This is a genomic window from Flavobacterium sp. OHVDL-2026-0007, from assembly GCF_059882335.1.
The window spans coordinates 953,419-967,272 of sequence record NZ_CM187612.1; the positions used below are offsets into that span (position 1 = coordinate 953,419).

1 protein-coding gene, 4 tRNA genes and 6 rRNA genes are annotated in these 13,854 nt (G+C 43.8%); all 11 read right to left on the reverse strand.

Annotation, left to right across the window (positions count from 1 at the left end; genetic code table 11):
- Positions 1-24: 24 nt before the first annotated feature.
- The 11 genes from AC51AA_RS03990 to rrf (AC51AA_RS04040) all read right to left on the reverse strand — a co-directional run bounded on the left by AC51AA_RS03990 (position 25) and on the right by rrf (AC51AA_RS04040) (position 13,796).
- A 23S ribosomal RNA gene (locus AC51AA_RS03990) occupies positions 25-2,909 on the reverse strand.
- 134 nt (positions 2,910-3,043) lie between these two features.
- Positions 3,044-3,117: transfer RNA gene (locus tag AC51AA_RS03995), tRNA-Ala, on the reverse strand.
- A 105-nt stretch (positions 3,118-3,222) separates the two neighbouring features.
- Positions 3,223-3,296: transfer RNA gene (locus AC51AA_RS04000), tRNA-Ile, on the reverse strand.
- A gap of 126 nt (positions 3,297-3,422) precedes the next feature.
- A 16S ribosomal RNA gene (locus tag AC51AA_RS04005) occupies positions 3,423-4,936 on the reverse strand.
- A gap of 909 nt (positions 4,937-5,845) precedes the next feature.
- Positions 5,846-6,280: a hypothetical protein gene (locus tag AC51AA_RS04010; RefSeq protein WP_500703412.1), complete on the reverse strand. Its 435-nt coding sequence runs from the start codon at positions 6,278-6,280 to the stop codon at positions 5,846-5,848.
- Positions 6,281-6,894: 614 nt separating this feature from the next.
- Positions 6,895-7,004 (reverse strand): 5S ribosomal RNA (gene rrf / locus AC51AA_RS04015).
- A gap of 126 nt (positions 7,005-7,130) precedes the next feature.
- Positions 7,131-10,015 (reverse strand): 23S ribosomal RNA (locus AC51AA_RS04020).
- A 134-nt stretch (positions 10,016-10,149) separates the two neighbouring features.
- Positions 10,150-10,223, reverse strand: a tRNA-Ala gene (locus AC51AA_RS04025).
- A gap of 105 nt (positions 10,224-10,328) precedes the next feature.
- Positions 10,329-10,402, reverse strand: a tRNA-Ile gene (locus AC51AA_RS04030).
- 126 nt (positions 10,403-10,528) lie between these two features.
- Positions 10,529-12,042 (reverse strand): 16S ribosomal RNA (locus AC51AA_RS04035).
- Positions 12,043-13,686: 1,644 nt separating this feature from the next.
- A 5S ribosomal RNA gene (rrf, locus tag AC51AA_RS04040) occupies positions 13,687-13,796 on the reverse strand.
- Together the 16S, 23S and 5S rRNA genes with 4 tRNA genes alongside form the textbook arrangement of a ribosomal RNA operon.
- Positions 13,797-13,854: the final 58 nt, after the last annotated feature.

Sequence of the window (13,854 nt, forward strand, 5' to 3'; positions counted from 1 at the left end):
CTGACCGGAGTCAGGGGAAAAGGTGTACATAAGCTTACGGATTATTAGTACTACTCGACTATGACATTACTGCCTTTACATCTATAGCCTATCAACGTGGTCATCTTCCACGATCCTTAAAAGAAATCTCATCTTGTGGTGGGTTTCGCGCTTATATGCTTTCAGCGCTTATCCCTTCCAAACGTAGCTACTCTGCGATGCTCCTGGCGGAACAACAGATACACTAGAGGTTTGTCCAATTCGGTCCTCTCGTACTAGAATCAGATCCACTCAAATTTCTTGCGCCCACAGTAGATAGAGACCGAACTGTCTCACGACGTTCTGAACCCAGCTCGCGTGCCACTTTAATGGGCGAACAGCCCAACCCTTGGGACCTTCTCCAGCCCCAGGATGTGACGAGCCGACATCGAGGTGCCAAACCCCCCCGTCGATATGAGCTCTTGGGGGAGATCAGCCTGTTATCCCCGGCGTACCTTTTATCCTTTGAGCGATGGCCCTTCCATGCGGAACCACCGGATCACTATGCTCTACTTTCGTACCTGATCGACCTGTATGTCTCTCAGTCAAGCTCCCTTATGCCATTGCACTCTACGCACGGTTACCAAGCGTACTGAGGGAACCTTTAGAAGCCTCCGTTACTCTTTTGGAGGCGACCACCCCAGTCAAACTACCCACCAAGCAATGTCCCCCGCAATCGCGGGGTTAGGCCTCAGATAAACAAAGGGTTGTATTTCAACAATGACTCCACAACGCCTAGCGACGCCACTTCACAGTCTCCAACCTATCCTACACATCATTTATCCAAGGTCAATACTAAGCTATAGTAAAGGTGCACAGGGTCTTTTCGTCCCACTGCGGGTAAACGGCATCTTCACCGTTACTACAATTTCACCGAGCTCATGGCTGAGACAGTGTCCAGATCGTTACACCATTCGTGCAGGTCGGAACTTACCCGACAAGGAATTTCGCTACCTTAGGACCGTTATAGTTACGGCCGCCGTTTACTGGGGCTTCAATTCAATGCTTCTCCGAAGATAACATCTCCTCTTAACCTTCCAGCACCGGGCAGGTGTCAGGCCCTATACTTCATCTTACGATTTTGCAGAGCCCTGTGTTTTTGATAAACAGTCGCCTGGACCTCTTCACTGCGGCCAGCTTGCGCTGGCGACCTTTCTCCCGAAGTTACAGGTCTATTTTGCCTAATTCCTTAGCCATGAATCTCTCGAGCACCTTAGGATTCTCTCCTCGACTACCTGTGTCGGTTTGCGGTACGGGTACTTATTACCTGAAGTTTAGAGGTTTTTCTTGGAAGCCCTTAGGCGCACTATCTCTTTGTCCGAAGACTCCGAGTACTATCGTATTTCCCCAAGCCGCGTGGATTTGCCTGCGCAGCTTATAGGTAGGTACTTCAACGAACTATTCCGTCAGTTCGCGGCGCTTTCATCACTCCGTCACCCCATCACAGTAATAAGTAGTACGGGAATATTAACCCGTGGTCCATCGACTGTCCCTTTCGGGTTCGCCTTAGGTCCCGACTAACCCACAGCTGATTAGCATAGCTGTGGAAACCTTAGTCTTTCGGTGTGCGGGTTTCTCGCCCGCATTATCGTTACTTATGCCTACATTTTCTTTTCTAACCGGTCCAGCAGGCCTTACGACTCACCTTCAACCCTGTTAGAATGCTCCCCTACCACTCCGTAAATAAATACGAAATCCATAGCTTCGGTAATATGTTTATGCCCGATTATTATCCATGCTCGTCCGCTCGACTAGTGAGCTGTTACGCACTCTTTAAATGAATGGCTGCTTCCAAGCCAACATCCTAGCTGTCTGGGCAGACAAACCTCGTTCTTTCAACTTAACATATATTTGGGGACCTTAGCTGATGGTCTGGGTTCTTTCCCTCTCGGACTTGGACCTTAGCACCCAAGCCCTCACTGTTGTGAAACATTATATAGCATTCGGAGTTTGTCAGGAATTGGTAGGCGGTGAAGCCCCCGCATCCAATCAGTAGCTCTACCTCTATATAACTTTGTGCACAACGCTGCACCTAAATGCATTTCGGGGAGTACGAGCTATTTCCGAGTTTGATTGGCCTTTCACCCCTACCCACAGGTCATCCGAAGACTTTTCAACGTCAACCGGTTCGGTCCTCCACTGTGTGTTACCACAGCTTCAACCTGCCCATGGGTAGATCACACGGTTTCGCGTCTAACACTACTGACTAAAGCGCCCTATTCAGACTCGCTTTCGCTACGGATCCGTGGCTTAACCACTTATCCTTGCCAGCAACGTTAACTCGTAGGCTCATTATGCAAAAGGCACGCCGTCACCCCACTAAAGGGCTCCGACCGCTTGTAAGCGTATGGTTTCAGGATCTATTTCACTCCGTTATTCACGGTTCTTTTCACCTTTCCCTCACGGTACTGGTTCACTATCGGTCTCTCAGGAGTATTTAGCCTTAGCGGATGGTCCCGCCAAATTCAGACAGGATTTCTCGTGTCCCGCCCTACTCAGGATACCACTATCTATTATACTCGTTACCCATACGGGACTATCACCCTCTATGGTGTCACTTTCCAGTAACTTCCGGTTCCTTGTACATAAAATCTCGTGGTCCTACAACCCCAACATTGCCGTAACAACATTGGTTTGGGCTAATCCGCGTTCGCTCGCCACTACTTACGGAATCACTTTTGTTTTCTTCTCCTCCGCCTACTTAGATGTTTCAGTTCAGCGGGTTTGCCCACCTATCGGTGTACTATGTCTTCAACATAGTGGGTTGCCCCATTCAGGTATTTACGGATCAATTCGTGTGTGCCGATCCCCGTAACTTTTCGCAGCTTATCACGCCTTTCATCGCCTCTGAGAGCCAAGGCATCCCCCATACGCCCTTATTTTGCTTATTGTACCAATCATAAATTAATATGACCGTTTTTTTTTATTTCCTGTTACGTATAACAGAAAATGCTTTCTACTTTTTATTATTTTCTTATCTCAATATGTCAATGAACTTTTATCCAAAACTTTCGTCTCGAATCAGTGGAGAATAACGGAGTCGAACCGTTGACCTCCTGCGTGCAAGGCAGGCGCTCTAGCCAGCTGAGCTAATCCCCCATTTCAATTGTAGAAACTGAATTCAGATCTTAGATCTGTATTCCATCTAATTTCTTTTGGTGAATTCCAACTTCTAGAATTTCCTTTTTTTTTAAGTTTAAATAGTTGTCTCGGACAGACTCGAACTGTCGACCCCTACATTATCAGTGTAGTACTCTAACCAGCTGAGCTACGAGACACTCTTATTCTTAAAAATTTATTATTTGAACTAACAGCAAGAGTAAAATAGTCTTAAAATCATGACCTATAAAGCTTCTTCTTTTTTCCTCAGCGTGTTGATAAATCAACTAACACTAAGGCTCTAGAAAGGAGGTGTTCCAGCCGCACCTTCCGGTACGGCTACCTTGTTACGACTTAGCCCTAGTTACCAGTTTTACCCTAGGCAGCTCCTTGCGGTCACCGACTTCAGGCACCCCCAGCTTCCATGGCTTGACGGGCGGTGTGTACAAGGCCCGGGAACGTATTCACCGGATCATGGCTGATATCCGATTACTAGCGATTCCAGCTTCACGGAGTCGAGTTGCAGACTCCGATCCGAACTGTGACCGGTTTTATAGATTCGCTCCTGGTCGCCCAGTGGCTGCTCTCTGTACCGGCCATTGTAGCACGTGTGTAGCCCAAGGCGTAAGGGCCGTGATGATTTGACGTCATCCCCACCTTCCTCACAGTTTGCACTGGCAGTCTTGTTAGAGTTCCCGACATGACTCGCTGGCAACTAACAACAGGGGTTGCGCTCGTTATAGGACTTAACCTGACACCTCACGGCACGAGCTGACGACAACCATGCAGCACCTTGTAAATTGTCTTGCGAAAGATCTGTTTCCAAACCGGTCAATCTACATTTAAGCCTTGGTAAGGTTCCTCGCGTATCATCGAATTAAACCACATGCTCCACCGCTTGTGCGGGCCCCCGTCAATTCCTTTGAGTTTCATTCTTGCGAACGTACTCCCCAGGTGGGATACTTATCACTTTCGCTTAGCCACTGAGATTGCTCCCAACAGCTAGTATCCATCGTTTACGGCGTGGACTACCAGGGTATCTAATCCTGTTCGCTACCCACGCTTTCGTCCATCAGCGTCAATCCATTAGTAGTAACCTGCCTTCGCAATTGGTATTCCATGTAATCTCTAAGCATTTCACCGCTACACTACATATTCTAGTTACTTCCTAATAATTCAAGTTTAACAGTATCAATGGCCGTTCCACCGTTGAGCGATGGGCTTTCACCACTGACTTATTAAACCGCCTACGGACCCTTTAAACCCAATGATTCCGGATAACGCTTGGATCCTCCGTATTACCGCGGCTGCTGGCACGGAGTTAGCCGATCCTTATTCTTACAGTACCGTCAAGCTGGTTCACGAACCAGTGTTTCTTCCTGTATAAAAGCAGTTTACAATCCATAGGACCGTCATCCTGCACGCGGCATGGCTGGATCAGGCTTGCGCCCATTGTCCAATATTCCTCACTGCTGCCTCCCGTAGGAGTCTGGTCCGTGTCTCAGTACCAGTGTGGGGGATCTCCCTCTCAGGACCCCTACCCATCGTAGCCTTGGTAAGCCGTTACCTTACCAACTAGCTAATGGGACGCATGCTCATCTTTTACCGTTGTGACTTTAATTATAAAATGATGCCATTTCATAATACTATGAGGTATTAATCCAAATTTCTCTGGGCTATCCCTCTGTAAAAGGTAGATTGCATACGCGTTACGCACCCGTGCGCCGGTCTCTAGTTCCGAAGAACTATACCCCTCGACTTGCATGTGTTAAGCCTGCCGCTAGCGTTCATCCTGAGCCAGGATCAAACTCTTCATCGTATATTGTTGATCTAATAAATTAGATCGTATTGTTATTCGAATCAGTCTCTATCGGTTCATTTAATTAATCTCTCGATTATCTTACTCTTTATTATTTGTTTTAACATCTCTGTTAAAACGGCTGTCAATTCAATATGTCTACGAACGTGTCTTTTTTGTTTGTCGCTTATGTCTCAAAGCGGCTGCAAAAGTAGAAAAGTTATTTACAACTGGCAAGAAAAATGTGAAGTTTTTTTTTAAGACTTTCGTCTCATTTAAACTTCTCTTTCCAACCAATCTCTCAATGAACTTCTGCGCTGTTGCGGGTGCAAAACTACTCCTTTTATTGGGTTACTCAAGCTTTTTATTGAGTTAATTTGCAATTATTTTACAGACGAGCCCTAAGGTACTGACTAGGTGTTTTTTACAATTCATTTATTTTTCACCTCTTTTACTCTTATTCCTATTGTACATCCCTTTTTTGAGTAATACCAACAACCCACCTACCTGTTTTCACCCGAAGACCCTCCTGATTTCATTCCCTTTTACCCCCTCCACCATCCAAAACACATTTAAAAATACCTTCATCTTCCGGTATTTTTAAATCCAGAACCAACAACCTAGAAAATGATCATCAAAAAAGAGTACTAAAATCACTAAAGACACAGTCGCCGTCATCAAAATTGATCGGTAAAACAACCTGGCATTATGCCTATCGAGAGAAGAAAATAAAATCAGAATGCCTTATGAGAAAAGAAAACTGATTTCATCTCAATTATCCTAATGCTATCATCCCAATAAAATGCCTACTGATTTTTTTTAATTCGACTATACAAAAAACAGAAGTAACATTCCACTGCTACCCAAGCTGAGAAAACAATTCACAAACACTAACATTCACATGATTTCTTGCCGTCTGTTTAACAGCTGCTACTTCTCTTTAAGCATTTTGATTGTACTGAAAATTATAAATCCACTAAAAACTATAATACTCCCTAAAAAAGACAAACACAACACAACTGGAACATACAAGACTTCCCACTTGTAAGCTATTGGATTTGTTAGATAATAATCAGGATTATTATGATTTATAAAATCTGAAAAAACATAATAAAGAAACGGAATACAAAACATTAAAAACTGAGCCAACTGAACGGCATATCGTATATATTTTCCAATAAAAACATAACCTAAACCAATTACGAGGTAAATCACCATAACAAAAAATGCAAAATCTCTACCTAAAACAACAAAGTATGTATCCTTAACATTTAATGTCTGTGTATTTTCACTAATTAGTAAATACAAACAAATAAGTAATCCAACCATAAAATACAAATACGATATACCCCTTAGTCTTTTCATGTTTTATAATTCAGCGTTTCTTATAATTTAAATCTAAAATTCTTCCATTTCTAACTGGTTCACTTTTTTCAAAATAAACACTTTAAATAAAACGAAGATACTAACCGTTTTACTAGTATTTTTCATCATCGATACATAAAATTTTAAATCACCCTATGATCCCATCAATAGACAGGCCAATATTAAAAAGCCACTCAACCAAAGAAGAATACACCACAAGTTAACAACAATTTAAAATTTTGACAAAATACCAACCAATGAGATTCATTCACAAGAGAAATTTTATCTGCAATTTTCAAATAATAGATTCTCACTGAGCTACTAATAGCAGCTTATGGATCACGCTAATTCTAGATTAATATATTCTTACAGGAAAATCCACACTTTAATCCAAAGCACTATAGTATAGACAATGAATAACAATCCTCTGAGAATTGGGTAAAACGCAAATTTTATTTATAATTCCTAAATAACGGAATTTTAAACCAGTGTATGCAGTGGTACTCCAATGGTAATAATTCTTCTTGGGTAAGAATCTAAGCCCTTTGGATTAAAGATTTCCAAAACGGCTGAAAACAAAAAACCCCGTTTCGTTAGAAACAGGGTTTTCAAAAGAAAGGCGACGACATACTCTCCCACATAACTGCAGTACCATCTGCGCAGGCGGGCTTAACTACTCTGTTCGGGATGGGAAGAGGTGAGCCCCGCCGCAATAACCACCTTAAGGTCGTTTTGCAATGGGTGATTAACTTGAGCTAATCAACATTACACAATATCTTAACATACTGAGATAAAGAAAAAAGTATTTTTTAGAAAGTTTCTCCCCCTGACCGGAGTCAGGGGAAAAGATGTACATAAGCTTACGGATTATTAGTACTACTCGACTATGACATTACTGCCTTTACATCTATAGCCTATCAACGTGGTCATCTTCCACGATCCTTAAAAGAAATCTCATCTTGTGGTGGGTTTCGCGCTTATATGCTTTCAGCGCTTATCCCTTCCAAACGTAGCTACTCTGCGATGCTCCTGGCGGAACAACAGATACACTAGAGGTTTGTCCAATTCGGTCCTCTCGTACTAGAATCAGATCCACTCAAATTTCTTGCGCCCACAGTAGATAGAGACCGAACTGTCTCACGACGTTCTGAACCCAGCTCGCGTGCCACTTTAATGGGCGAACAGCCCAACCCTTGGGACCTTCTCCAGCCCCAGGATGTGACGAGCCGACATCGAGGTGCCAAACCCCCCCGTCGATATGAGCTCTTGGGGGAGATCAGCCTGTTATCCCCGGCGTACCTTTTATCCTTTGAGCGATGGCCCTTCCATGCGGAACCACCGGATCACTATGCTCTACTTTCGTACCTGATCGACCTGTATGTCTCTCAGTCAAGCTCCCTTATGCCATTGCACTCTACGCACGGTTACCAAGCGTACTGAGGGAACCTTTAGAAGCCTCCGTTACTCTTTTGGAGGCGACCACCCCAGTCAAACTACCCACCAAGCAATGTCCCCCGCAATCGCGGGGTTAGGCCTCAGATAAACAAAGGGTTGTATTTCAACAATGACTCCACAACGCCTAGCGACGCCACTTCACAGTCTCCAACCTATCCTACACATCATTTATCCAAGGTCAATACTAAGCTATAGTAAAGGTGCACAGGGTCTTTTCGTCCCACTGCGGGTAAACGGCATCTTCACCGTTACTACAATTTCACCGAGCTCATGGCTGAGACAGTGTCCAGATCGTTACACCATTCGTGCAGGTCGGAACTTACCCGACAAGGAATTTCGCTACCTTAGGACCGTTATAGTTACGGCCGCCGTTTACTGGGGCTTCAATTCAATGCTTCTCCGAAGATAACATCTCCTCTTAACCTTCCAGCACCGGGCAGGTGTCAGGCCCTATACTTCATCTTACGATTTTGCAGAGCCCTGTGTTTTTGATAAACAGTCGCCTGGACCTCTTCACTGCGGCCAGCTTGCGCTGGCGACCTTTCTCCCGAAGTTACAGGTCTATTTTGCCTAATTCCTTAGCCATGAATCTCTCGAGCACCTTAGGATTCTCTCCTCGACTACCTGTGTCGGTTTGCGGTACGGGTACTTATTACCTGAAGTTTAGAGGTTTTTCTTGGAAGCCCTTAGGCGCACTATCTCTTTGTCCGAAGACTCCGAGTACTATCGTATTTCCCCAAGCCGCGTGGATTTGCCTGCGCAGCTTATAGGTAGGTACTTCAACGAACTATTCCGTCAGTTCGCGGCGCTTTCATCACTCCGTCACCCCATCACAGTAATAAGTAGTACGGGAATATTAACCCGTGGTCCATCGACTGTCCCTTTCGGGTTCGCCTTAGGTCCCGACTAACCCACAGCTGATTAGCATAGCTGTGGAAACCTTAGTCTTTCGGTGTGCGGGTTTCTCGCCCGCATTATCGTTACTTATGCCTACATTTTCTTTTCTAACCGGTCCAGCAGGCCTTACGACTCACCTTCAACCCTGTTAGAATGCTCCCCTACCACTCCGTAAATAAATACGAAATCCATAGCTTCGGTAATATGTTTATGCCCGATTATTATCCATGCTCGTCCGCTCGACTAGTGAGCTGTTACGCACTCTTTAAATGAATGGCTGCTTCCAAGCCAACATCCTAGCTGTCTGGGCAGACAAACCTCGTTCTTTCAACTTAACATATATTTGGGGACCTTAGCTGATGGTCTGGGTTCTTTCCCTCTCGGACTTGGACCTTAGCACCCAAGCCCTCACTGTTGTGAAACATTATATAGCATTCGGAGTTTGTCAGGAATTGGTAGGCGGTGAAGCCCCCGCATCCAATCAGTAGCTCTACCTCTATATAACTTTGTGCACAACGCTGCACCTAAATGCATTTCGGGGAGTACGAGCTATTTCCGAGTTTGATTGGCCTTTCACCCCTACCCACAGGTCATCCGAAGACTTTTCAACGTCAACCGGTTCGGTCCTCCACTGTGTGTTACCACAGCTTCAACCTGCCCATGGGTAGATCACACGGTTTCGCGTCTAACACTACTGACTAAAGCGCCCTATTCAGACTCGCTTTCGCTACGGATCCGTGGCTTAACCACTTATCCTTGCCAGCAACGTTAACTCGTAGGCTCATTATGCAAAAGGCACGCCGTCACCCCACTAAAGGGCTCCGACCGCTTGTAAGCGTATGGTTTCAGGATCTATTTCACTCCGTTATTCACGGTTCTTTTCACCTTTCCCTCACGGTACTGGTTCACTATCGGTCTCTCAGGAGTATTTAGCCTTAGCGGATGGTCCCGCCAAATTCAGACAGGATTTCTCGTGTCCCGCCCTACTCAGGATACCACTATCTATTATACTCGTTACCCATACGGGACTATCACCCTCTATGGTGTCACTTTCCAGTAACTTCCGGTTCCTTGTACATAAAATCTCGTGGTCCTACAACCCCAACATTGCCGTAACAACATTGGTTTGGGCTAATCCGCGTTCGCTCGCCACTACTTACGGAATCACTTTTGTTTTCTTCTCCTCCGCCTACTTAGATGTTTCAGTTCAGCGGGTTTGCCCACCTATCGGTGTACTATGTCTTCAACATAGTGGGTTGCCCCATTCAGGTATTTACGGATCAATTCGTGTGTGCCGATCCCCGTAACTTTTCGCAGCTTATCACGCCTTTCATCGCCTCTGAGAGCCAAGGCATCCCCCATACGCCCTTATTTTGCTTATTGTACCAATCATAAATTAATATGACCGTTTTTTTTTATTTCCTGTTACGTATAACAGAAAATGCTTTCTACTTTTTATTATTTTCTTATCTCAATATGTCAATGAACTTTTATCCAAAACTTTCGTCTGGAATCAGTGGAGAATAACGGAGTCGAACCGTTGACCTCCTGCGTGCAAGGCAGGCGCTCTAGCCAGCTGAGCTAATCCCCCATTTCAATTGTAGAAACTGAATTCAGATCTTAGATCTGTATTCCATCTAATTTCTTTTGGTGAATTCCAACTTCTAGAATTTCCTTTTTTTTCAAGTTTAAATAGTTGTCTCGGACAGACTCGAACTGTCGACCCCTACATTATCAGTGTAGTACTCTAACCAGCTGAGCTACGAGACACTCTTATTCTTAAAAATTTATTATTTGAACTAACAGCAAGAGTAAAATAGTCTTAAAATCATGACCTATAAAGCTTCTTCTTTTTTCCTCAGCGTGTTGATAAATCAACTAACACTAAGGCTCTAGAAAGGAGGTGTTCCAGCCGCACCTTCCGGTACGGCTACCTTGTTACGACTTAGCCCTAGTTACCAGTTTTACCCTAGGCAGCTCCTTGCGGTCACCGACTTCAGGCACCCCCAGCTTCCATGGCTTGACGGGCGGTGTGTACAAGGCCCGGGAACGTATTCACCGGATCATGGCTGATATCCGATTACTAGCGATTCCAGCTTCACGGAGTCGAGTTGCAGACTCCGATCCGAACTGTGACCGGTTTTATAGATTCGCTCCTGGTCGCCCAGTGGCTGCTCTCTGTACCGGCCATTGTAGCACGTGTGTAGCCCAAGGCGTAAGGGCCGTGATGATTTGACGTCATCCCCACCTTCCTCACAGTTTGCACTGGCAGTCTTGTTAGAGTTCCCGACATGACTCGCTGGCAACTAACAACAGGGGTTGCGCTCGTTATAGGACTTAACCTGACACCTCACGGCACGAGCTGACGACAACCATGCAGCACCTTGTAAATTGTCTTGCGAAAGATCTGTTTCCAAACCGGTCAATCTACATTTAAGCCTTGGTAAGGTTCCTCGCGTATCATCGAATTAAACCACATGCTCCACCGCTTGTGCGGGCCCCCGTCAATTCCTTTGAGTTTCATTCTTGCGAACGTACTCCCCAGGTGGGATACTTATCACTTTCGCTTAGCCACTGAGATTGCTCCCAACAGCTAGTATCCATCGTTTACGGCGTGGACTACCAGGGTATCTAATCCTGTTCGCTACCCACGCTTTCGTCCATCAGCGTCAATCAATTAGTAGTAACCTGCCTTCGCAATTGGTATTCCATGTAATCTCTAAGCATTTCACCGCTACACTACATATTCTAGTTACTTCCTAATAATTCAAGTTTAACAGTATCAATGGCCGTTCCACCGTTGAGCGATGGGCTTTCACCACTGACTTATTAAACCGCCTACGGACCCTTTAAACCCAATGATTCCGGATAACGCTTGGATCCTCCGTATTACCGCGGCTGCTGGCACGGAGTTAGCCGATCCTTATTCTTACAGTACCGTCAAGCTGGTTCACGAACCAGTGTTTCTTCCTGTATAAAAGCAGTTTACAATCCATAGGACCGTCATCCTGCACGCGGCATGGCTGGATCAGGCTTGCGCCCATTGTCCAATATTCCTCACTGCTGCCTCCCGTAGGAGTCTGGTCCGTGTCTCAGTACCAGTGTGGGGGATCTCCCTCTCAGGACCCCTACCCATCGTAGCCTTGGTAAGCCGTTACCTTACCAACTAGCTAATGGGACGCATGCTCATCTTTTACCGTTGTGACTTTAATTATAAAATGATGCCATTTCATAATACTATGAGGTATTAATCCAAATTTCTCTGGGCTATCCCTCTGTAAAAGGTAGATTGCATACGCGTTACGCACCCGTGCGCCGGTCTCTAGTTCCGAAGAACTATACCCCTCGACTTGCATGTGTTAAGCCTGCCGCTAGCGTTCATCCTGAGCCAGGATCAAACTCTTCATCGTATATTGTTGACCTAATTACTTAGATCGTATTGTTATTCGAATCAGTCTCTATCGGTTCATTTAATTAATCTCTCGATTATCTTACTCTTTATTCTTTTGTTTTAACATCTCTGTTAAAACGGCTGTCAATTCAATATGTCTACGAACGTGTCTTTTTTGTTTGTCGCTTATATCTCAAAGCGGCTGCAAAAGTAGAAAAGTTATTTACAACTGGCAAGAAAAATGTGAAGTTTTTTTTGAAGACTTTCGTCTCATTTAAACTTCTCTCTCTAACCAATCTCTCAATGAACTTTCGCATGTCTTGCGGGCTGCAAAACTACTCCTTTTATTGGGTTATTCAAGCTTTTTATTGAGTTAATTTGCAATTATTTTGCAGACGGACCCTAAGGCACTGACTAGGTGTTTTTTACAATTCATTTATTTTTCACCTCTTTTGGTCTTATTCCTATTGTACATCCCTTTTTTGAGTAATACCAACAACCCACCTACCTGTTTTCACCCGAAGATCTTCCTGATTCCTCCCTCTTTCACTCCCAACACCATCCAAAATACGTTTAAAAATACCTTCATCTTGCCACATTTTTCAATCCAGAACCAACAACCTAGAAAATGATCATCAAAAAAGAGTACTAAAATTGCTAAATACACAGTCGCCGTCATCAAAATGGGTCGACAAAACAACCTGGCGTTATTCCTATCGAGAGAAGAAAATAAAATCAGAATGCCTTGAAATCTATAGATCTTTAAAAACCTTTCTCGTTTGAAGATTTTACAACAATCCTAACAGGGATTAACAAACAAAAACTCGACTCCATATAATTCCAGAACTCTAGACCATAAAGCAGACAACACCAAAGAATATTCCTATTTACAGCTAATTAAAAGCTGTTTTTTCTAAATAATCATTTATATACTATTTATCCTACAAATAAAAACAACTCAAGAAGTTTAATCATTCCTAAGATTACTCTTCAATAAAAAACACAGTTACCATTAATCCATTATTTCCATACAAAACCACAACAACACCTACAGTATCATGTAAAAAGAAAAAAAAAGAAAAAATCAACAACTAATAGAATTACAATCTCAATTGTACAGATAGGATACGAAAAATAATTTTTAAATCAATCTTTACAAAACACAGCACAACAAGCCAAACAATAGAATGATTTCACTTCCCCTAAAATAGAGATCTTTAAAACAAAAGACGATTAAACGATAGTTGACGTTTTTTTTAAAAACGAAAGCATACCAACCAACCAATACCCATTTTCTGATTTATTTCAAACACGCTGAGATTTACTCACAACCGAGTTTTTATTTTCAATTCCCAATAACTGATTTTTAAGCAGGAGCTCTAACAATAAAGAAACACCTGTAATCCTGAAGCAATATATTGTTACGATTTTCTCTTACTTCAAAACACTATACCATAGACAGTAAATAACAACCCTCTGAGAATTGGGTAAAACGGAAATTTCATTTACAATTCCTAAATAACGGATTTTTGAACCAGTGTATGCAGCGTTACTCCAATGGTAATAATTCTTCTTGGGTAAGAATTTTAGCCCTTTGGATTTAAGATTCCCAAAACGGCAGAAAACAAAAAACCCCGTTTCGTTAGAAACAGGGTTTTCAAAAGAAAGGCGACGACATACTCTCCCACATAACTGCAGTACCATCTGCGCAGGCGGGCTTAACTACTCTGTTCGGGATGGGAAGAGGTGAGCCCCGCCGCAATAACCACCTTAAGGTCGTTTTGCAATGGGTGATTAACTTGAGCTAATCAACATTACACAATATCTTAAC

Coding starts and splice junctions, on each gene's coding strand:
- AC51AA_RS04010 (WP_500703412.1), bottom strand. CDS start 6,280: ATGAAAAGACTAAGGGGTATATCGTATTTGTATTTTATGGTTGGATTA.